Origin of the sequence: Streptococcus merionis DSM 19192, from assembly GCF_000380085.1 — a bacterium.
Classification (GTDB): Bacteria; Bacillota; Bacilli; order Lactobacillales; family Streptococcaceae; genus Streptococcus; species Streptococcus merionis.
Map to the genome: position 1 here is coordinate 99,069 of NZ_KB904538.1, position 21,826 is coordinate 120,894.

General features: G+C 40.2%; 18 protein-coding genes. 6 read left to right on the forward strand and 12 right to left on the reverse strand.

Annotated features, from left to right (window positions below; genetic code table 11):
• Window positions 1-9: 9 nt before the first annotated feature.
• Complete coding sequence (locus A3I5_RS0100445; protein ID WP_018372640.1) at window positions 10-1,395, forward strand: short-chain fatty acid transporter; 1,386 nt, start codon at window positions 10-12, stop codon at window positions 1,393-1,395.
• Window positions 1,396-1,615: 220 nt separating this feature from the next.
• On the opposite strand, the gene A3I5_RS0100450 is transcribed toward A3I5_RS0100445, so the two are convergent.
• The 3 genes from A3I5_RS0100450 to A3I5_RS0100460 form a co-directional block, all read right to left on the reverse strand.
• Window positions 1,616-2,689, reverse strand: a complete 1,074-nt coding sequence (locus tag A3I5_RS0100450) for a winged helix-turn-helix domain-containing protein (protein WP_018372641.1) — start codon at window positions 2,687-2,689, stop codon at window positions 1,616-1,618.
• Window positions 2,673-3,956, reverse strand: a complete 1,284-nt coding sequence (locus tag A3I5_RS0100455; protein ID WP_018372642.1) for an MFS transporter — start codon at window positions 3,954-3,956, stop codon at window positions 2,673-2,675. The genes A3I5_RS0100450 and A3I5_RS0100455 overlap by 17 nt, the downstream gene beginning before the upstream one ends.
• 276 nt (window positions 3,957-4,232) lie before the next feature.
• Window positions 4,233-4,988, reverse strand: a complete 756-nt coding sequence (locus tag A3I5_RS0100460) for a MurR/RpiR family transcriptional regulator (protein ID WP_018372643.1) — start codon at window positions 4,986-4,988, stop codon at window positions 4,233-4,235.
• A 175-nt stretch (window positions 4,989-5,163) separates the two neighbouring features.
• On the opposite strand from A3I5_RS0100460, the gene A3I5_RS0100465 reads away from it, so the two are divergent.
• The 3 genes from A3I5_RS0100465 (at window position 5,164) to A3I5_RS0100475 (ending at window position 8,029) form a co-directional block, all read left to right on the forward strand.
• Window positions 5,164-6,861: a PTS transporter subunit EIIC gene (locus A3I5_RS0100465; protein ID WP_018372644.1), complete on the forward strand. Its 1,698-nt coding sequence runs from the start codon at window positions 5,164-5,166 to the stop codon at window positions 6,859-6,861.
• Window position 6,862: 1 nt separating this feature from the next.
• The gene (locus A3I5_RS0100470) at window positions 6,863-7,657 is read left to right on the forward strand and encodes an HAD-IIB family hydrolase (RefSeq protein WP_018372645.1); all 795 of its coding nucleotides are present in this window, start codon (window positions 6,863-6,865) and stop codon (window positions 7,655-7,657) included.
• 153 nt (window positions 7,658-7,810) lie between these two features.
• Complete coding sequence (locus A3I5_RS0100475; protein ID WP_018372646.1) at window positions 7,811-8,029, forward strand: PTS glucose transporter subunit IIA; 219 nt, start codon at window positions 7,811-7,813, stop codon at window positions 8,027-8,029.
• A 554-nt stretch (window positions 8,030-8,583) separates the two neighbouring features.
• Here A3I5_RS0100475 and nth read toward each other — a convergent pair.
• The 9 genes from nth to A3I5_RS0100520 form a co-directional block, all read right to left on the reverse strand.
• Window positions 8,584-9,210 (reverse strand): endonuclease III, encoded by a 627-nt coding sequence (gene nth / locus A3I5_RS0100480; RefSeq protein WP_018372647.1) that lies wholly within the window; start codon window positions 9,208-9,210, stop codon window positions 8,584-8,586.
• 338 nt (window positions 9,211-9,548) lie between these two features.
• Complete coding sequence (locus A3I5_RS0100485; protein ID WP_018372648.1) at window positions 9,549-11,084, reverse strand: ClC family H(+)/Cl(-) exchange transporter; 1,536 nt, start codon at window positions 11,082-11,084, stop codon at window positions 9,549-9,551.
• Window positions 11,085-11,101: 17 nt separating this feature from the next.
• Window positions 11,102-12,172: an ABC transporter substrate-binding protein gene (locus A3I5_RS0100490; RefSeq protein ID WP_018372649.1), complete on the reverse strand. Its 1,071-nt coding sequence runs from the start codon at window positions 12,170-12,172 to the stop codon at window positions 11,102-11,104.
• Entirely contained in the window at window positions 12,172-12,942 is a 771-nt protein-coding gene (locus A3I5_RS0100495; protein ID WP_018372650.1) for an ABC transporter permease, read from the reverse strand. The genes A3I5_RS0100490 and A3I5_RS0100495 overlap by 1 nt, the downstream gene beginning before the upstream one ends.
• Complete coding sequence (locus A3I5_RS0100500) at window positions 12,939-13,742, reverse strand: ABC transporter permease (RefSeq protein ID WP_018372651.1); 804 nt, start codon at window positions 13,740-13,742, stop codon at window positions 12,939-12,941. Before A3I5_RS0100500 ends, A3I5_RS0100495 begins: the two co-directional genes overlap by 4 nt.
• Window positions 13,726-14,880, reverse strand: a complete 1,155-nt coding sequence (locus A3I5_RS0100505; protein ID WP_018372652.1) for an ABC transporter ATP-binding protein — start codon at window positions 14,878-14,880, stop codon at window positions 13,726-13,728. The genes A3I5_RS0100500 and A3I5_RS0100505 overlap by 17 nt, the downstream gene beginning before the upstream one ends.
• A 224-nt stretch (window positions 14,881-15,104) precedes the next feature.
• On the reverse strand, window positions 15,105-16,004 hold the full coding sequence (murB, locus tag A3I5_RS0100510) for a UDP-N-acetylmuramate dehydrogenase (protein ID WP_018372653.1): 900 nt from the start codon (window positions 16,002-16,004) through the stop codon (window positions 15,105-15,107).
• A gap of 363 nt (window positions 16,005-16,367) precedes the next feature.
• Window positions 16,368-17,237: a homoserine kinase gene (gene thrB, locus A3I5_RS0100515; protein ID WP_018372654.1), complete on the reverse strand. Its 870-nt coding sequence runs from the start codon at window positions 17,235-17,237 to the stop codon at window positions 16,368-16,370.
• 1 nt (window position 17,238) lies between these two features.
• The gene (locus A3I5_RS0100520; RefSeq protein WP_018372655.1) at window positions 17,239-18,525 is read right to left on the reverse strand and encodes a homoserine dehydrogenase; all 1,287 of its coding nucleotides are present in this window, start codon (window positions 18,523-18,525) and stop codon (window positions 17,239-17,241) included.
• Window positions 18,526-19,100: 575 nt separating this feature from the next.
• Between A3I5_RS0100520 and A3I5_RS0100530 the strand changes: the two genes are divergently transcribed.
• Both A3I5_RS0100530 and A3I5_RS0100535 read left to right on the forward strand, forming a co-directional pair.
• Window positions 19,101-20,693: an ATP-binding cassette domain-containing protein gene (locus A3I5_RS0100530; RefSeq protein ID WP_018372656.1), complete on the forward strand. Its 1,593-nt coding sequence runs from the start codon at window positions 19,101-19,103 to the stop codon at window positions 20,691-20,693.
• Complete coding sequence (locus A3I5_RS0100535) at window positions 20,677-21,666, forward strand: ArsR/SmtB family transcription factor (protein WP_018372657.1); 990 nt, start codon at window positions 20,677-20,679, stop codon at window positions 21,664-21,666. The genes A3I5_RS0100530 and A3I5_RS0100535 overlap by 17 nt, the downstream gene beginning before the upstream one ends.
• Window positions 21,667-21,826 lie beyond the last annotated feature (160 nt).

Consider the following 21,826-nt stretch of genomic DNA (forward strand, 5'->3'; position numbering starts at 1 on the left):
TTTGTGCTAATGTCACAAGAAACAAAACAGTCCAATGCCAGCTGGCTCGTGCGCATGGGGGAATCTTTTACTCGGGTTTCAGAAAAATACATGCCCGATCCATCGATATTTGCTATTTTACTAACGCTAATAGCCTTTACCATTTCCATTCTAGTGATGAAGGTCTCTCCCTTAGAAAGTTTAGATAATTGGTATAAAGGTTTTTGGACTCTACTTCAATTTGCAATGCAGATGTCCCTAGTGGTTATTGTAGGTGGTGTTGTAGCAGATACACCTCTTGTCAAAACTTTAATCAATAAAGTAGCTGCTATTCCTAAAAATGGTCGCCAAGCAGCTTTCACAGTTACTCTAGTAACCATCTTGATTTCGTTTTTTCAATTTGGCTTGAGTGCTGTGGTCGGAGCCCTTTTGGCGCGTAATATCACTCATTCCCTACAAAAACAAAGACAAGCTGTCGAGTACCGTCTCTTATCTGCCTGCTCTTATATTGGCTATATGACCTGGTGTGTTGGTTTGTCAAGCTCTGTCGGTCTTACACTTGCGACTCCTGGACATTTCTTGGAATCCGAAGTTGGTGTGATTCCAATGAGCCAATTCATGTTTAATCCCATGAACATTTTTCTAACCATCTCTTTCTTAGTTGTTGTACCTACTTTGGCCTATTTTCTCCATCCTAAAAATGAAGGAGTACAGCCAATCCCTGAATATGCACTCGCAAATCTAAAAATGGCTGAGGATACAACTGAAAAGAAAGTTGTCAAGAATGAAACGGTTGGCGATATTCTTAACAATAGCCCTATCATCAGTTATACTATCGGTCTTTTTGGTCTCATTTACTGTATTCGCTACTTTATGGCTAACGGTATCAACCTAGACCTTAACATCATCAATACGCTCTTCTTGTTTTTAGGGTTACTTCTTCATGGTACTGTCTCTAATTTTGTTGCCTCTTTTGGCCGCTCAACAGCTAGCGCAGCTGGAATTATTTTCCAGTTCCCACTGTATGCAGGTATCATGGGAATTATTAGTTACTCAGGACTAGGAACAGTTATCGCAGAATGGATTGCAGGTTTGAGTACACCATTTACTTTCTACTTCTGGACTTTTATTATCGCTTCAGTGCTAAACTTCTTCACGCCATCTGGTGGTGGGCAATGGGCTGTCCAAGGACCGATCGCCATCAACTCTGCTAAATTAATGAATGGCAGTGTCTTAAAAGCTTCCCTTGCCGTGGCTTACGGTAACTCTTGGACCAATATGGCTCAACCGTTCTGGGCTCTTGCAGTTCTAGGGATAACAGGTCTAAAAGCTAAAGATATCATGGGTTACTCTGCTGCTCTTATGATAGTTTCGGGCTTCCTGTTTGTCGTTGCATTACTATTCTTCCCAGTTTAGTTCTGTTCTAAATAGTATGCCAACAGTGTTTGGAACCCTGTTGAGGTATAGGATAGTTAATCACTAAATTACTGTACTGCTACGTGATTCTTAAACAAAGGCTGAGCAAAAACGAGCATATCCTTGCAGATTAGCTCGTTTTTGTTCTTGAAAAATGGATAAGTTTCACTGTTTGATGTTGGCTTGACTGCGCGAGCCTGCTCCTACTGCTACGATAAATTTATCTCATCTCAAAGCGGTCGCTCCAGTTTTCTTCTAGCAAATTCAAATCAAAATCCTTATTTAACTTGGCAATCACATCAATGATTAGCTTTTTATTTAGATTAAAACGCTGTCCGTTCTCCGTCTTATTGGAGGTCAAAAGCAATTGATTATTGAGTTTTTGGACATGAAATGATACGGCTGCGCTAGTGATGCCTAATTTTTTAGCAATATCCTTATTTTTACTTTGTGTGCGATACAATTCGACTAAAACTTCATAGCGACTCTTGTCCCCCAAGCATTTCATAATATCAGCTAGGACTTCATTGTCCACCTGATGACGATTCCGCAAGATTTTCTCGATTCGGCTGGAAAGACGTAAATAGGCTAGGGAAGAATTGTTGGCATAGCGGATAAATCCTAAACCAACCAACCATGGACTAAAAATGAGAAGGCGAATTTCCTGATAAAGCTGACTTTCTTCTTCCAAAAAATCAGCAATTTGAAATTCTTTCAATACAGAATCAATGTCCAATTCTTTGTAGTAAGTTTCCCGCTCGTGGCGGTAGCGTTCGTAGTAGGGACGGTAAATCTCAGATGTTTTCATCAAGACTTCTACCAAGCCTTTGACCTGCTCCTCAGGGTATTTGATGGCCTGAGACCAGTACCACTTATTCTCAGCAGACAGCGACATGGACTGCTCAATGACCTCTTCCATCGTCTGCTCAGGCTCTTCTGGGTTTAACAAATGAACTTGGTAAACCTCTAGAATCTGCTCCTTACTCAATGCGAGGAAACATTGGCAAAGTTCTGCAATTGTTTTGGGTTGCGGAAATAGGCTCAAGACTTTCATATAAAGCGAAAAACTGACTGGCATATAGTCGTAGACAAGATGATACTTTAAAATCTTCTCCTGCAAACCAGCCTTGATAAAGGCATCCCTTACTGCGTCAGCAACTTGTAAAGCATCAGCAATGATTTCCATCTCTCGACTGGACAAATCTTCTTTAAAAGACTTGATACCTTTCACTATTTCGGGTGCAGTTAAGTATTCTATTAGTTCATTTTCAGTTGGGTCAAAGTTCCATTTCATGTGCTCGCTCCTTTTTGGTCATAAGACCAGTATACCCCAGAAGCCCCAAACTAATCAAGACATAAATAATTAAGATTAGCTGAACAGGGAAAATCAAAATCATAGCAGACAAGAGCGCATTCATAGCAAGCATTCCCAGTTGAAAATAGGAGAAAACACCACCTGAAATCGTCGCAATTCGTTCCTCAGGTAAGCGGTTCATCAGCATGGCCATGAATTTAGGATTGATCATGCCAGCAGAAAAATTGCCCAAGGCTGCGAAAATCAATACAACCAGATAGAGATGACAATAAAGTCCGATCATCATTAGACAAGCACAGGCTGTCAAAATCGCAACAAAGTCAACCAGCTTGCTATCTTTGACAAGAACTGTCGATAGGATATTTCCCAAAATACTAGCAATCAGCATAACACTGGTCATGGTCGCTAGCGTAGTTGGCGGATTGATAAATATAAAGTCAGGATCAACCTTGATGACTAAGAGAATCAAAGTGGTTAAACCGCTAAAAATACCATTTAATAAAGGTATACTAATCAAAATCGGTCTCACTTCCGACATGGCCATCAACTCTCTAAGAGCGATTTTAAGTGTGCACCACATATCAGTCACAAGGCTTCTCGTTGTTTTCTCATCAACTACTTCGACGGTTTTTTGTCTGACCACCGTTTTTTCCAGAAGAAGTCTTTCTAATTTCTGCCTTAGACTAAATATGACCAAGGCAGGAACGGCAAAGGTCATCGCATTGACCAACGCTAAGTTTGAATAGGACAAGACACCAACCAAAGCTGCGCCAATAGCTTGAAAAGCGATGTTAAAACCAGAAGTCGTTGCTTGTTTAAATGACATGCTTAACTGACGAGAATCATCATCAACCAATCTCAGACTAATCGGGTAATAAAGGCCATTTTCATACTGTCCAGCGATGTCTGATAGGAAATTGACTGAAATACCAACAAGCACAATCCACAAGGCAGGGTTAAATCCCATGACAAACGCGAGCATCAGATATAATCCTGCCCTGAAAACTAAGGTCAGCATGATTGTATTGACTTTATGCTTTGTTTGGTCGGCAAAATGGCCCGTCACAAAGCCAGCCAAAATCGGTATCGTCTCAGACAAGGACACCATAGCGATAGCAAATTTGGCCTCAGGTAGCAACAAAACATAGTTCATCAAGGCCAGATAGTACAAAACATCTCCAAAGTTTGACAGCAAGTCCATAGCAAATAGTGTCATATACAGTTTATTAGATAATAGTCGTTTCATTGACAACACTCCCTTTAATAATTGTTTTATTAAAAATAAATCATTTATTTGTTTTATTGTATGTGATAAAACAGAGTATGTCAAGTAATTATTTGAAATAAAATAAAACAAAAATTAAAAAGAGGGCGAGACAGGAAGTCGTTCTAGCTTTGTCCACACCTTCAAAGTTTGATACTTATTTGTAAGCTTTATTTCAAACCTTCCTCGCTATTGCCTTCTTTGAAGGATTTGAAAATTTCTGTCTATCATATAGTATTTTTCAACTCTTGCCCATCATTATTTTAATCCTATTCTACTAAGGACAACCTCAAAAAGAAGAGTCCCAACGAGGTTAAACATCAATCGTGACCTTAGCTTTTCACGCTTTTTGGGTGCATCGTAGATATAAATCACATTGTCGCTCACTTTTGATAAGAGATTGTTTCCTAACGTAGTGATTGAGAGAATAGTTGTACCATTATTTTTGGCCGCTAGAATGCTTTCGTTAACATCTTGGCTATTGCCACCTAGTGAAAAGACCAAAATAACATCCTCGTCTATCGAAATATCCTTGATTCGCTCGATACTATATTGCTCAAAGTAATCATTTGACCAAACATTGATTAATTTGAGTTTTCGATTAAAGTCTGCCATGGCCATGTAGCTTGATCCAACGCCGATACAAAAAATGCGGCGGGCATTTAAAATACAGTCCGCAAATGTCACAAAGTCATCCTCCGATAAGATACCCATGGTTTGTTGAAACTCTACACTCAGTTGATTTTTGATTATCTCAAAAGAATTCCGATCGCGTTTTGATAAATTTGCCTGTAACTCTTTTGACAGTCTTAAATCATACTTCAATTCATTATATGTTCTGTAACCAATCTTCTTACAGGCTCGCACTACCGTTGAACTGGATGTATAGAGATCTGCACAAATGGTCTTAATGGTAATATTTTCAATCTCTTCATGCCGCATCAAGTAATCAACGACTTCTTGTTCGCCAACAGAGAGCTTCTCATAATTGGCTTTCAAATTGTTTAAAAACATAACAATCCTTTCTATTTTTCGAACATTGGATGGTTTCTTTCGCTCTTATCTTTTTAGTAAAATTTTACCCTAAAAGTAAAAATTTTTCAAGACCGGAAGTTTTTTCCAAAAAAACGTTTACTTTTGCTTTTTTGTTACAATAGTCTTATCAAATATATTTTCATAGGAGGATAAAATGAAAGAGAAGAATAAATTAATCTCTGCATTTGAGCAATTTGGCCGCTCATTCCTACTACCTGTTTCAGTATTGCCAGGTGCAGGTATAATCAAAGGGATTGGTACAGCATTCACCAATGAGAACACCTTGGAAATGTTTCCAGCCCTTGGTAACGATATTTTCCAATTTATCATGAAGCTATTCATTGTTTTGGGAGATACAGCATTTAATAACTTGCCTATTATTTTCGCTGTCGGTGTAGCTGTTGGTCTTGCCAAACGCGAAAAAGGCTCTGCTGCTTTGTCTGGGCTTCTCGGATTTATTGTCTTGCATTATATCTTAAACTTCTTATTGACCACAACTGGTAGGCTAGTTGATACTGCTGGCTTGGACAAGGTTGAAGCCAAATTAGCACTAGCTGACGCCATGCAGACCAAGGTCCTAGGTATTCAGACTATGGACTTAAGTGTGTTCGGGGGCATTATCGTTGGTATTACTGTTTACTTCGTTCATAAATGGGCAGTGAAACAAGAGTTGCCAACAGTCATAGGCTTCTTCAGCGGCCCTCGTTTCGTCCCAATTGTCACCATGATTGTCATGACTTTTGTAGCAACAGCTGTATTTTTTGTCTGGCCTACTGTGCAAATGGGGATTAGCGCTTTGTCTCTTGTCATTCTAAAATCAGGACCAATTGGAACTTTCCTATATGGATTAATTGAGCGTGCCTTGTTGCCGTTTGGCCTTCACCATGGCTTGAATTGGCCAGTACGGACAACAGAGCTCGGTGGCTCTTGGATTATTGATGGTCAGCATGTTGTAGGGACTGTCAATGCCTACATTGCTTCTCTTGCTGATTCATCTATCACATCAATTGACCCAGCTATTACCCGCTTCAATGGTGGTAAGTTTGTTTACTTCATGTTTGGTCTCTCAGGTGCTGCTTATGCGATGTATAAGACTGCAACCCCTGAAAAACGTAAAATGGCTGGCTCACTCCTTTTCGCAGCAGCTGCTACTTCTTTCTTGACAGGGATTACAGAGCCAATCGAATTCACTTTCCTCTTCGTTGCACCAATGCTATATGCTGTTCACGCTGTATTGGCAGGTTCTGCACTCTTTGTAATGCACATGCTAGGGGCAGGTGTTGCTACACCTACTGGTCATGGCTTTATCAACTTAGTTATCTACGGTGTTTTACAAGGCCCTAAAACACATTGGTGGTTAGTATTCCTTGTCGGTATTCCCTATTTCTTTATCTACTACTTCGTCTTCAAGTTTATGATTATCAAATTCAACTTTAAGACACCTGGTCGTGAAGACATTGACGAAGTACGTTTAGCAACAAAAGCGGAAGCTCGCAGAAAATATGGTCTTAAAGTTCAATCGGTAGGTAAGGAAGAACCTGCTAAAGAAATGGCGACGACTTCAGAGCCAACGTCTGATAAACCACTTAGCAAAAAAGAAAAAACACACCAACAAGCAATTGGTTTGATTGAAGCACATGGCGGACCGGAAAATATTGTCGATGTTAATGCTTGTATCACACGCTTGCGTATTGATGTCAAAGATAAAGCGTTAGTCGAAAAAGATACGATTATTAACAAATATGAAGCTATGGGATTTGCAGAAAACGGCATGCAGATGCAATCTATATATGGGGCATATGCTAATGTGCTGAAAATGGAAATCCAAGATATTTTGGGTATTGGTGAATAATATGAAACGCCGTATTTTATGTATTACTGACTTAGACGGCACCTTTGTTAAAAATTCAGTGAATGTAAATAGCGATGATTTGCAGGCCTACCACCAATTATGCTCATTTAGCGATTTTTCTGTTGCCACAGGGCGTTCAGTAGAAGAAATTCACTATATTGCTCAAAAGAATAAGATTGACTTGACACACCTTATCGGATTTAACGGTGCCTTGGTCGAATCAAATGGAAATACAATTTTTTCTCAACCTCTTACTGGGAGAGATGTTCATCGCATCCTCAATTACCTCAAGGAAGAACAACTTATCTTTGATGCTTTGGATGGTCAATCACGGATTGGAAATTTTGTTCACGAACATACCGATCATCTTTGGAATATGGAACTAATTTGCTTGGATAACCCCTTTGAATCTCTTAAAGAAAAAACGATTTACAAATTCAATGTGAGGCCAACTAAAGAGGTGTCTGGGGCTTATTTCCAACAACTGAGAGTCACTTTCCCGCACTTAGAGATTTTTAAAGCAGGTGACACTCGCATTGAAATAACAGCTAAAGGTGTTTCAAAGGGACATGGTGTTGAATTGGTTAAAACGGATTACGACTTAGTGATTGCTTTTGGGGATTCTGGAAATGATATTTCCATGTTTCAAGAAACAGATATTTCCTATTGTATATCCTCAGCCCCGAAATACGTGCAGGAAAAGGCGACTTACGTTTCAGATTCCTTCTACAAAGCCGTGCAACACCTCATTGGTATTTTGATACAAGAAAGAGATATATCTGAGTTTAAACATTGATTATTCTACAAAGGATGCTATACTTTTTATCACGTTTACTCTCTAAAAAATTGCAAGCAACTCCTCAGGAGACATCGCTTTCTCAAAACGAGGAAATCATATTTGCCTCTGTGTCGAGAGATCTAAGGTCAATGATCCTGTTTTTTCACAGGCATGATAATCCAAGGAATCACTATTCAACCTAATGAGGATGTTATCTACTCACTTGCTGATGCAGAAGTGGCTATTGCATTTGAGGCAGGTCATACTTATGGCTTAAAAACGTCTCAAGGAACGGAGATTCTACTTTATATTGGGATTGATGCTGTTTTTACGAACGATGATAGTCTTGAGCAGTTGGTTAAACATGGGAAACATGTCAAAAGGGGGTGATAAACTTGGCACTTTTGATAGCGATAACATTAAAAATGTAGGACTAGAAATGACAACCATAGTTATCGTCACTAATTCTGCTGATTGCAGCAATGTGATATCAAACCAAGAGATGACTATAAACAGTGGTGATGACCTACTGATGGTAAAACGATAGTCAAGTTTAGAAACATCAGTCAAAAAATATTATAGCAAAAAGCGATCAACAATCAGCTTTCTAACTTTCAGGAGCTAGTGTTGGTCGCTTTTTATACGCTTTGAAAACAAAAGGATTGTATCCCTTAGATTTGATCGATTCATCGTAATATTAGTCACTTGAGTTTTAGTTAGAACATCGTTAACTCATGGGGAAGTTTTTTGTGACCTAGTTCTTATACTCTTTCTAGTTTATTCCCTAATGCATCTCTTTTATTGATATATTGCTAGCGAATATCTATGAATTGCATGATATATTAGTGTTTAATTTATAAGTAGTATTACAATAGACAGCTGAGATGTTCCATCTGCAACTCGTTGCCTCACCAACTGATTTTGGAGTGAGTACAATTTTTCTTTCAAACATCAAAATTGTAAAGCTGTGGGTACTGGTCGCATTTTGGATTTTTGGGATGGCAGATGGCACGTCCAAAGTAAATCATAGCTTGATGGGCTGGGAGCCAAAGATCCTCTGGTAGAACTTCCATGATGCGCTTTTCGATTTCGAGCGGTGTGGCAGATTGTTTGACAATCTGATGGTGTTTACAAATGCGCGACACATGTGTATCCACAGCAAAAGCTGGAATACCAAAGCCCACTGACATGACCACATTAGCTGTTTTGCGACCGATGCCTGGCAAACTTTCCAATTCCGCACGTGTGTGTGGGACTTCTCCATCAAAACGCTCCAAAAGCTGAATGGATAATTCGTGCATGAACTTAGCCTTGTTGCGGTAGAGCCCAAGTCTAGCGATATAAGGTGCGATTTCGCTCGGAGTCGCTTCTGCCACTGCTTTAGGAGTCGGAAAGCGCTCAAACAGCGCTGGCGTTACCTTGTTGACCGCAGCGTCTGTTGTCTGAGCAGACAGCATAACTGCAATCAATAGTTCATAATGATTACGAAAATCCAGACTAGGTTTAGCATCTGGAAAGAGGGCTATAATTTCTTCAATCACATGTCTAGCTCGTTTTTTTGATAAAACCATACTTTTCTCCTCATACAGGTTATTTCTTAAATTATACCATAGAAGCACCAGCTGGGCAAAACACTAAAACAGTAAAACCTGCATGGAGACTTCGTTAAAAGAAACGTTGACCTCATGCAGGTTTTAATAGTTTATCCTTCTAGAGCAGGTACACAGTCTCGTTTCTATTATAGTTTGAACAGATTGACGCACCATCGTTTTTTCAAACGAGTTTTATATCTTGGAACTGAACACGCCCTAAAAAGCTCGATAAAATTCAAAAACTTCCTCAAGTCCTGAGACTTGTCGTCTGTTTTTTCATTTTTCATCGGATTTTTTAACGGTCTCATATCTTAATATTAATCTAAAAGTTGTGCTTTGACGTGTTCGATTTGGTCAACTCGAACAGCGAGATGGAGTGTATTTCCAAGATAGAGCTTGGTCTGACCGTTGACAATTTCCGAGCGTCCATGATTGACCTGTCCAGTAATCAAGACACCTTCTGGCAAGGTCAAATCACATACTCTGAAACCTGCTATCCGTTCAGACACTGGAATCTCGATTAGGGTTGTTTCGGAAGATTCCTCAGCGTGTTCTGGTAGCATTTTCTCCAACATGGCTTCATAAATAGGCGCACCACCCAGTAGATCCATAACGATGTAGGCTACCAAAGTGACTAGCCCTAGAGGCATCAGTTGGTGCATATCGCCAACCATTTCTGTGACCAAGACGATACCTGTCAGCGGTGCTTTTGAAATAGCTCCAAAATAGCCTGCCATCCCAAGGACGATAAAGAGTGGGAGATCAGCTGCATCCACCAATCCCATTGCTACCAAAACCTGTCCTACCATCATGCCAAGAACTGATCCCAAAGAAAGAATCGGCAGAAAAATGCCACCTGGAAGACCTGAGCCGTAGCTCAGCATACTCATGACAAAACGAATGATAAAAAAGAGTGCCAAGATACCGAAGCTGTAGTTTGCCATAGGTAGGTGCATAATCAGCTCATGCCCACCACCGAGTAGCTCAGGAAGCCAGTAACCAATCGGGAGAATAAGGATAAAAGGAAGGATAGGATAATAAGAAGCTCCTCGTCTTAGAAAATTTCCAATCTTACTGTAGAAAGTTGGCATGTTGAGAATAACTTTCTCGTAGAGATAACCCGATAGACCAAGGAAGGCACCTGTTAGGAGGAAAAGCCAGTATTGATGAAACGCCAAATCAGGCACTTCAATCGGCATCTGGAGAACAGGGGTCAGACCAAATATCCAGAGAGATACCGCATTGGCGACAAGACTAGCGGTCAAGGTCGTCACCCAGACTAAGCGTGAAAAATGGCGGTAGACCTCTTCCACGACAAAAAGAAGCCCTGCTATAGGAGCGTTAAAAGCGGCAGAAAGTCCAGCAGCAGATCCACTGGCAATCAAAACTCGCATTTCAAGGGGTGACAATTGGAGCTTACTCGCAATTCCTTTGGCAGTCATAGCACCCAGCTGAATCGAAGGTCCTTCTCGTCCAAGCATCAAACCGCTTGAAATAGCTAACACACCTCCAACGAATTTTCGCCATAAAATGCTCCACCAATCAGAGTTCATGAGACCTTTTAATTCACCCTCGATTTGTGGGATACCTGAGCCACGAACACCGCTTTCAGACTTGGCAAGTTGCCCAAGTAGCCAAGTTAGCAGGAGATATCCAACTATTATAGCAAAAAGCACGAGCGTGTTTTGCCGTGCTAATTGGTAAAGATGGACAAGCCACTCAAAACTGTAGCCAATCAGAAGTCGAAAGAGACTGACAACAAGGCCTGCCAATAGACCTACTAAAATCCCTCGAAAGACGGATACCATGATTGAGCTTGAAATGTAGTTGAATTCTTGTTGTTTTTGTTTCATCGTTATGTGTTTCGTTTCTATTTGCGATACATCTTAAACTGCAGGTAAAGGTCGTTATACTCACCTAGCAATTCTTTACCGAGGTTGTCATAAACTTCAAGATTATCAAGGGTTTCACCGCTTGGGTAGAAAGCTTGGTCTTCGCGTGTTTCTTTATCAAGCATAGCTTTAGCCACATTGTTTGGCGTTGAATAGCCGATGTACTCTGCATTGCGTAGAGCATTTTCAGGTCGGAGCATAAAGCTAATAAAAGCATGAGCACCCTCAATGTTTTTAGCTGTTTTTGGAATGACGATGTTGTCAAACCAGAGATTGCTACCTTTTGAAGGGACGACATAGACCAGATTTTCATTGCCATCTAGCATTTCGCTGGCTTCACCTGAAAAGCTGACCGCCACTGCCGCTTCTTCTTGGATCATGTACCCTTTGATCTCATCAGCAACGATTGCCTTAATGTTCGGGGTCAGCTTATAGAGTTTATCAGCTGCTTCTAAAAGCTGGTCGCGCTTATCTGAGTTGAGGCTGTAACCAAGGGTCTGCAGACCAATTCCCATTCCCTCACGGGCACCGTCAATCAGCATGATGTTGTTGCGGTATTCTTCTCTCCAAAGGTCTTCCCATTCCAATGGCGCTTTATCAACCATGGTTTTATTATAAATAATGCCCAAAGTTCCCCAGAAATAAGGAACTGAATATTTGTTTTCAGGATCAAAGGACTGATTGACAAACTCCTCACCAAGATTTTCCATCCCACTGATCTGACTGTGGTCTAGTGGCAAAAGCAAGTCTTCCTCAATCATCTTGGAAATCATATATTCGGACGGAACAGCAATATCGTAGGTTGTCCCGCCTTGATTAATTTTGGTGTACATGGATTCGTTGGAATCAAAGGTCTGGTAGTCAACCTGAATCCCTGTTTCAGCGGTAAAGTCTTCTAAAAGCTCTGGATCAATATAGTCGCCCCAGTTATAAATGACTAGTTTTCCCGTGCTGCCAGAATCTTTCTGCGCTGTCATGACTAGACTAGTTCCCCAGAATACGATAATAATAGCAAGGATTCCAGCAAAAAATGATACAAATTTACGCATTAGGCTTCCTCCTTATCACGTGAAATAAAGTAATAGCCAATCACTAGAACGATTGAAAAGAGAAAGACCAGAGCTGACAAGGCATTGATTTCCAAAGAAATTCCCTGACGAGCTCGTGAATAAATCTCGACAGATAAGGTTGAGAAACCATTTCCTGTGACAAAGAAGGTCACTGCAAAGTCATCAAGCGAGTAGGTAAAAGCCATGAAATAACCTGCAATAATAGCTGGTGTCAAATAAGGCAACATAATTTCGCGGAACATCTGGCTGTGACTGGCTCCAAGGTCATAAGCTGCTGAAATCATATCGGCATTCATCTCTTTAAGCCTTGGCAAGACCATGAGCACCACAATGGGAATCGAAAAGGCAATATGGCTAAGTAAGACCGATACAAAGCCCAGCTGAAAGCCAATCGTGGTAAAGAGAATCAGAAAGGCTGCGCCAATCATCACATCAGGTGCGACCATAAGAATGTTATTGGCAGACAGAAGACCATCTTGTAGTTTGCGGCGAACTTGATAGATATAAATAGCGCCAAAAGTTCCAATGATAGTTGCAATCAGCGAGCTTAAAAAGGCTAAAAGAAAGGTCTGTACCACAATCAACATCAGACGGTTGTCGCTAAAGACCGATTGGAAATGCTCCAACGTTACCCCTTGAAAGCTGTTCATATCCCCACCGCTATTAAAAGCATAGTAAATCAAATAGAAAATCGGCAGGTAAAGAACGATAAAGACAAGAGTCAGATAGAGGTTTGAGAATTTTTTCATCCGTCACTCCTCTCTTTCGTTGCCCACATAATCAAAAGCATGGTCATGATCAGCACGACCCCGATGGTTGAACCCATTCCCCAATTCTGCGTCGTCAAGAAATGTTGCTCAATAGCTGTTCCTAGCGTAATCACTCGATTTCCCCCGATAAGACGCGTTAGCATGAACAAGCTGAGCGATGGGATAAAAACTGCCTGAACCCCAGCGCGGACACCATTCATAGACAAAGGGAAAATGACCTTAGTAAAAGTCTGCCAGTTGCTGGCCCCCAAATCCTTGCTTGCCGCAATCAAGTTTGAATCTAAATCATCCAAGACATTAAAAATCGGTAAAATCATAAAGGGAATTTCGATGTAGCTGGCTACAAAGATAAAGGCAAAATCCGTAAAAAGAATTTGCTGTGGGGCAATTCCCATGAAACCCAGAAAACCATTGACTGCTCCGCTATTGCCAAAAATACCAATAAAAGCATAGGCTTTGAGCAAAAGATTGACCCAGGTTGGTAGGATAATGAGCATAAGCCAGAGTTGCTTGTGCTTGAGCTTGGTCAAGAGATAAGCAGTCGGATAGGACACCAAAAGCGTGACTAATGTGATAATCCCCGCATAAATCACAGAATTGAGGCTCATTTTAAGATAGGTCGCATTTGGCGAACTAAAGTAGGTCTTGTAATTGTCTAAGGTAAATTGGCCGTGAATGTCAAAAAAAGACTGCCAGACAATGAGGGTCAGCGGCACAAAAACAAAGAGCGCTAGCCAAAGCCAATAAGGAACGGAGAGCCAATTAGAGGTTTTCTTCATCGCGTTCCTCCTCAATGGCATTAATCAAGCCTTCTTCTGGCTCGTCAATCTCCACATATTCTTCAATACGAGCGTCAAATTCTTCCTCAGTTTCATTGAGACGCATGATATGGATGTCTTCGGGTTCAAAATCAAGCCCGATAACCTCACCAACAATGGCTTTACGGGTCGAGTGAATCATCCATTCATTGCCCAAGTCATCATAGGCAATGATTTCATAGTGAACTCCTCGGAAGAGCTGGGTATCAACCTTAACTTGAAGCTTTCCTTCTTCTGGCAAAGTGATCCGCAGGTCCTCTGGACGAATGACCACTTCGATCGGTTCGTTTGGCTTCATCCCACCATCAACTGCTTCAAAGCGATTGCCATTGAACTCTACCAAATAGTCTTCAATCATAATCCCAGGCAGGATATTGGACTCACCGATAAAGGTCGCTACAAAATGATTGATCGGCTCGTCATAGATGTCTACAGGCGTTCCTGATTGGACAATCTCTCCCTCATTCATAACAAAAATCCAGTCAGACATGGCCAAGGCTTCTTCTTGATCGTGCGTGACAAAAACAAACGTAATCCCTAAGTTTTGCTGAAGTTCACGGAGCTCATATTGCATCTCTGTCCGCAATTTTAAATCTAAGGCAGACAACGGCTCATCCAGCAGCACCACACGAGGACGATTGATGATGGCGCGGGCAATAGCGACACGCTGGCGTTGGCCGCCAGAGAGCTTACGGATAGAACGCTTTTCATAGCCTTCCAAGCGAACCATCTTCAGCGCCTCAGTCACACGCTCTTTCATCTCTGTCTTATCTACCTTTTGCAGTTTGAGAGCGAAAGCCACGTTATCAAAGACATTCATGTGGGGGAAGAGGGCATATGATTGGAAAACAGTGTGAACATCCCGCTTGTTAGTTGGCACATCATTGATTCGTTTTCCATCAAGAAAGACATCTCCACTGGATGCCTCCAAAAGCCCTGCAATGATATTCAAAATCGTTGATTTTCCAGAACCAGAAGCTCCTAAGAGTGTGTAAAATTTTCCTTCTTCCAGTTCAAAGTTAATGTTTTTAAGGACGACAGTACCGTTATCCTCATAAACCTTCGACACGTTTTTGAATTCAATAATGGGTTTTTTCAATTCTCATAAAATCCTTTTTTAAAATAAATTACAGATTAAGGCTCTGTTAAGCCTTTTAAACCTCTCGGGCATCAACCATGCCCATCATACTGCCTGCTAAAATAGGCCTCACCCCCTTTTCTTAAAATTCAGCCTGATAGATTTAGCTCCTCTGAACCTTCCTCTTTTTCTTATTCAGTCATATAACAGTGCTTTGCTTATGTTCCAAGGGATTTCCTAACGCGCTATTCACCAATAATGCGTACTTCTCGCTCTAGACGAATACCTGAATTCTGCTCCACTGTCTCAATCACATGAGCAATCAATGCTTCGTAGTCAGAAGCTGTTCCATCAGCCACATTAATCATAAAACCAGCGTGCTTTTCAGACACCTCAACACCGCCGATGCGACGCCCTTTTAGACCAGCTTCCATGATGAGTTGTCCTGCAAAATGTCCTACAGGACGTTTGAAAACAGAACCACAGGATGGGTATTCTAAGGGCTGTTTCAACTCGCGCAGGTGGGTCAAGCGGTCCATTTCCTGCTTGATAATCTCATAAGTTCCTGGTTTCAAGGCAAATTTGGCCGAAATAACGATTGCTCCGGTATCTTGAACCATAGAATGCCGGTAACCAAACTTCATGTCCCGTCCTTCAACAGTGATAACCTCGCCTTCCTTGGTCAATAATTGCGCTGAAACCAGAATATTTGACACCTCACCGCCATAAGCGCCAGCATTCATATAAACTGCTCCACCGATTGATCCTGGAATCCCGCAAGCAAACTCAAACCCTGTCAAAGAATGGTAAAGCGCCACACGTGTCGTCTGAATCAGGTTAGCCCCCGCCTCTGCTTCTATGGTATAACCGTTGACCGTCACCGCATTAAGCTTATCAAACATGATGACAAATCCACGTATTCCCTTGTCACGGACAATGATATTACTGGCATTGCCCAGAACCATCCAAGGAATATCCTGCTTATTAGCGTAATGGACGATTTTTGCCAACTCAAATTTATTTTTAGGAAAGAAGAGGACATCTGCCGGTCCCCCTACTTTTGTATAAGTATAGCCTTTTAGCGGCTCATTTAATTTATAGTCTATTTCCTCAAAAACAGACTGTATCTGATCTAAATGTAACATTAGTATTCTTTCATCGAAAATTTGGCAGAAGCCTTCTCTATTATACCATGGATAGGCTCATTTGACGACCACTAAAAGTCAAAAATATCACGTCAAACGTAGGAACGATTTCTTTCTCTCTTTTTGTCAGTTAAACATTTTTTAGAAATAATGATCGTTGAAATTTAAGCTATGAACACAGGTCTAAAAAGATTTCATGCACCCGGCAGTCAAAAAACTCAAAGATCAGTCATCACAGTGATTAGAATGACCTTTGAGTTTGAGCGTTATCTAGTTTAAAATTGACCAGCTTACGCCTCAACAATGTTTAAAAACTTTAGAGCAAATGGAGGCATTGTTTAGCAATTGAGACGCTGTAAAAGCCTAATTTGACACAAGAACCCCTTCTTTATCAACAGTCAAACAAGTTAACTCTCCTTCAAAACTAAGCTCACTGATAGCTCTTTGCAGCGTTTCAACCTTCTCATGAGGTGCCAAGACCATCACCGTAGGTCCAGCTCCAGATAGGTAGGTAGCATAAGCACCGTGCTCATGACCAATTTGCTTGATACTGTAGAATTCACGCACCAACTTTTGTCGAAACTGCTCGTGAAACATATCTGACTCGATGACTCGACCAGCTGTGGTGAGATCTCCATTTAACAATGCTGCTACTGCCACATTGGCAATTGACGAGGCTGCTACTGCCTTTTTATGAGACATTTGGTTAGGCAAGACGTTGCGGCTGTCAGATGTGCGTAGTTCATAGTCTGGGATAAAGGCTAAAAAGGCGCAATCTGGAAATTCAGAAACAATGGCAGTCACTTTTTTATTGACATAACTAGCAATCACTAAATTTCCGTAAATAGCTGGCGCAACGTTGTCAGGATGACCTTCAATACCTGTTGCAATCTGCAGCTTCTCATCATTGGTCAGATTGAGTTCACCGAGTTGGTTGGCCAACTCAATTCCTGCTACAATCACAGAACTTGATGAGCCGAGACCTCGTGCCAACGGAATATCGCTGGTCATCTTAAGGCGATGCGGTTGCAGATCTGGCTTAATCTTAAGAGCTGTTTTTATCAGCAAGTTGTGCTCATCATCAGGCACAAAGGGCAAATCATGCTCAATGAACCACTCATTATCTGAAGCTTGCTCCAAAATCTCAATCGTTAAGTATTTGTTAAGAGCAACGCCCATAGAATCAAACCCTGGACCAATATTAGCTGAAGTTGCTGGAACTCTAATTTGCATCTTATTCTCCTAAAACACGCAGAATATTATTGACTTTAAAATCATTGACAGCTTCTAATTGTTCAGTAACATTTTTCAGCTGTGTTTTGTTGAGGGTGCGAGTCACAATGACGACACGTACTGCATCTTTACCAGATTGACGCTGCAAAACTTGCTTAAGGAAAATCTTTTCTGCCTCAAAAATCTCCATCAAGCGCAAGATTTGATCCGGTTGATCAGGTGTTTGAATAGAGAAATAATAAGCACTCTTGATGTCTTCAGCTTTAGCTAATTGGGCAGGACGGCTGTATTCATTGAAAGATTTTCCAACAGTTTTATCATGGAGACGGCGGGTAATTCGGATAATGTCTGCCACAACAGATGCTGCTGTTGGTTTTTGACCAGCCCCTGGGCCGTAAAACATTGACTCACCGACACCGATCGACTCTACAAAAACGGCATTCATCACACCGGTAACAACAGCTAATGGGTGGTCTTTTGGCAAGAAAGTTGGCGAAACTTCTGCGGCCAAGCCAGATGACGTCTCCTCAATCGAAGCCACTAGCTTAATCACATAACCCAAATCTTGGGCCAAGGAGACATCAGCAGGTGTAATGTCACGAATCCCCTTATGGATTACATCCTCAAAATCAATGGTCATGCCAAACGCAAATTGGCTGAGAATAACAGCTTTATAAGCTGCGTCAACACCGTCAACATCATTAGTCGGATCAGACTCTGCATAGCCTAATTCCTGAGCCTTAGCAAGAGCTGCCTCATAAGACCAACCTTCTTCGACCATTTTGGTCATCATAAAATTCGAGGTTCCGTTCAATACCCCCAAGATACGTGTGATTTTATCTGATGTAAAGGAATTGGCCAAAGTACGCAAAATAGGAATGCCGCCAGCCACAGCCGCTTCATAATAGAGAGCAACATTGTTTTTGTTAGCAATCTCAAACAATTCTGAGCCATAGACAGCCAGCAAGTCTTTATTGGCAGTGACAACATGCTTACCAGACTCAAGTGCGCGCGTGATAAATGTCTTGGCAGGTTCGATACGGCCCATCAATTCTACCACAATAGCAATCTCGGAATCGTTGATGATGTCGTCAATATCTGTAACAAAAGCGTGATGGTGCCCTTTTGCCAACAAAGCTTTCTTCTCGTCTTCATCTCTGACGAGAACTTTTACAATTTCAATCTCTGATTTAGCCGCTTGCTGAATTTTTTCACTACTTTCTTTTAACAGAAAAGGAACACCGCTAGCCACCGTACCAAATCCAAGCAGGGCAATTTTTACTGACATAGAAACTCCTTAAGAAACATTTTAACCCATTATATCAGATTTTTCAGAAAACTTGTAGTGGTGCTGCCTTTTAATTCTGTTACAGTCGTTTAAACTAGATCTAAAGTTAAACCGAGACTTAACTTATCATCTAGCTGGTAGTAAATTGGAAACAGCCTTTTAGACAGCTTAAATACGATAACTTCGATGCTTTAGAAATCTGATTTTAAAGATAGGTATTTAAAAATTTTTGTAAAAACTCTTGACAAAAGTTAAATATAAAATTATAATGTAAGCATATATTTAATTTTTGTCGCTTACCTTTATTTATTCTATTTCAATTTTTCATAAATTTTTAAAGGAGAATTTTTATGGCTACTAAACAAGAAAATGTCATTGTTATGAACTGCTACCCCACTTTCAAAGCAGGAGTAAAAATTCTGCTTCATATTTGATAGAACCGTTTGGCACTATCACTTACTGGCTAAGTCAACATAGTCTCTTGTACGGGGTTTGTTTCAACAGTCCAGTGGATAATTGCTACCCGACCCTTATTCTATTTTCTCCCACTTCTATTTTTTGAAAGCAGGTCTCCCATGAAACTTTATCAATATAAACATATTCCTATGGCCATTTTCTCAACTATAACATTTTCCTTGTTGAGTGTCTTGTTATCGTACTCCATGTCACTTTTGATTGCTCAAAATCAAAATGAACTTTTAAAAAGATTCTTTAGTGTTTTCGTGATTTATTTGCTACATTCAATCGCTCTTTTTTGGAATCTCAGGTCTATAGCAAAAGCAGAAACCTCTTTACAATCCATCTTAGCTCAACAAACGGACATCCATTTTGCAAAGATGAATTTTGAGCAATACCATCAAAAAGATCACGGTGAACATTTATCAATGTATATCAATGATATTCCAAAAGTGATTGAATTAACCCTTGATAAATACCTTTCTCGCATAAAAATGGCTACAACAGCTATTGGTAGCTTCGTAGCCTTGATAAAAATCCATTATTCGCTAGGTCTAGTGGCCATTGTAGCATTTACTTTCATGTCTTTTGTTCCTAAATTTTTTCAACAAAAACTAAGGCATTATATTTCTGGATTGCAAACTGAAAAAGCAAGCTATACCAGTAAGGTAAGGGAGCTTTTACAGGGTTATATAACGTTTTTTGAAAACATGGCATTTTCAGTATTCTTTCACAAATCATCAGCTGCTACAAAAAAATACACGGACTACCAGCTGAAAACACAGACTTTCACTGCTACAATGAGCTCCTGCCTTACTTTTGTAAATGGCTTTGTATCAGTGGTTGCTGTGGCCTACGTTTCATATCTGGTCATCAGAAATCAAGTAGAAGCTGGTGCACTCCTCGCCGTTCTGTCACTCATTCCAAGTTTTGGAAGTTCTGTGATTCAATTTCTATCCGAAGGCGAATTTTATAAATCAGGCCTTGCATTATTTGATGAGAAACTTGCTTTTGCTAAGGATTCTGTTACTCTACAAGAACCTTCAACCATACAGATTGACGAGAGCAATCAATCTGAGTACACTCATCCCTATTCACTATCGTTGAAAAACATTAAGATTCCATTTAAAAACCAACTGTCCTTTCCTGATATGACATTTCTCCCTCATCAGAAATATGCTATAATGGGAGAAAGTGGATCAGGGAAGTCCAGCTTAGTTAAAGTGTTAATTGGAGAAATTGAAAAATATTCTGGAGAAGTTCTTGTCAACAACAAGAAAAAGAACCCGAGTCAGCATTTGTTTAACATTATCAGTTACATGAATCAGGAAACTTTTTTATTTAACGATAGTATCAAGAATAATATTGACTTGCTTGGTCAGATGTCAGATGATGACGTTCAGCAGTTGTTAAACGCTGTTGGCTTAGAATCCTTTTCACCCGAATTAGTTATCCATGATAATGGCAAAAACTTATCTGGTGGTCAGCGGCAAAGGTTGGCTTTTGCACGCGCGATAGCTCGTAAAAAAGAGATTTTAATCTTAGACGAAGCAACTGCTAATTTGGATACACAATCTGCACAAATACTTGAAGGGCTTGCTATCCAATCTGCTAAAACAGTTATCATGATTACCCATCATATGAGTGACACCCTTAGGCCGCATCTTGATGATGTCATTACTATCAGGAGTTTAAATGAATCCAGAAGATAAAGTTATCGATTTTTGTCTATCCTTGATTTATGCAGGGAAAAATCTTGAAGAATACAAAGAGTATAAAGACTTATTGAAAGCAATTGATACAAGCTATCTTAAAGCAATTAAGGAGTATCAATTAATTTTACAAGAACAGTGTCACCTTATCGACTATTTTGTCAATGAGGAGTACAATGTATTATCCTACATCCTAATCCTACAGCATATCCCTGACTTTGAAGCGTTGAGGTCTTATCTTACCAATGTTTCAAAAGAGGATTTCTTTCAGGTCATTTCTACCCACATCCTTGAGAAAAAGACCCCATTTTCTACTCAAGACTTATTGGAAGTTTCGCTAGAGGAAAAAAATAAGTGGAAATTGACGGAATTATTTTATAAATATACCGAAATCAAAGACGAATTTTTAGAGGTGATTGAAAACTCTTGGCAACAGTATTCTAGCTTAGTGACGTCCTTAGAACACCATTTTCAATCTAAAATCGCACAGGAAAAAAGGCGTTTAGCAGAAAAGTCTGACAACCTCTATTCAGTGGTCTATAGAGATTACATTACAAAAGAGGATTACGAAGCTTCCGAAAATAACCATCTGCTACTAGCTTCCTTTCAGAAAATCATGTTCACAAAGATGACAAGCTCAGGAAGTTTAGGTTTGGGGCTGTTTGCTTATGACTATTTAAGATTTGTCAAATCCACCAACAATTATAACCAAGAAAGTCGAGAAAAGATTTTAAAAATCTTAGCCGATCCAACCAGATTTGGGATTCTAAAGTTTATTATTGAAGGAGTATCTTCTAACAAAATTATAGCCAATAAATTCGGAATTTCTTCTGCTGCTGTCAGTTACCAATTAAAGAACCTTCTTGATAACAAAATCATACTGATAGACCCTAATAGCAGAAAATATACTTTAAATAAGGAATTGCTGAAACATACCTTGATTGGCATCGAAAAAGAATTATCCCTAGACTAGTGAACACTAAGGTCAACTCTGACTAAGCAGGATTAGTATTTTTGATCTCTGACTGATTAGGCTTGAAGTAGCTGGATGAAAAATCAGACATCTACTGCCGATTATGTTAGCTCGTGTTCAACTACAAAATACAAGATTGAGAGGCTTTTCCCCAGTCTCA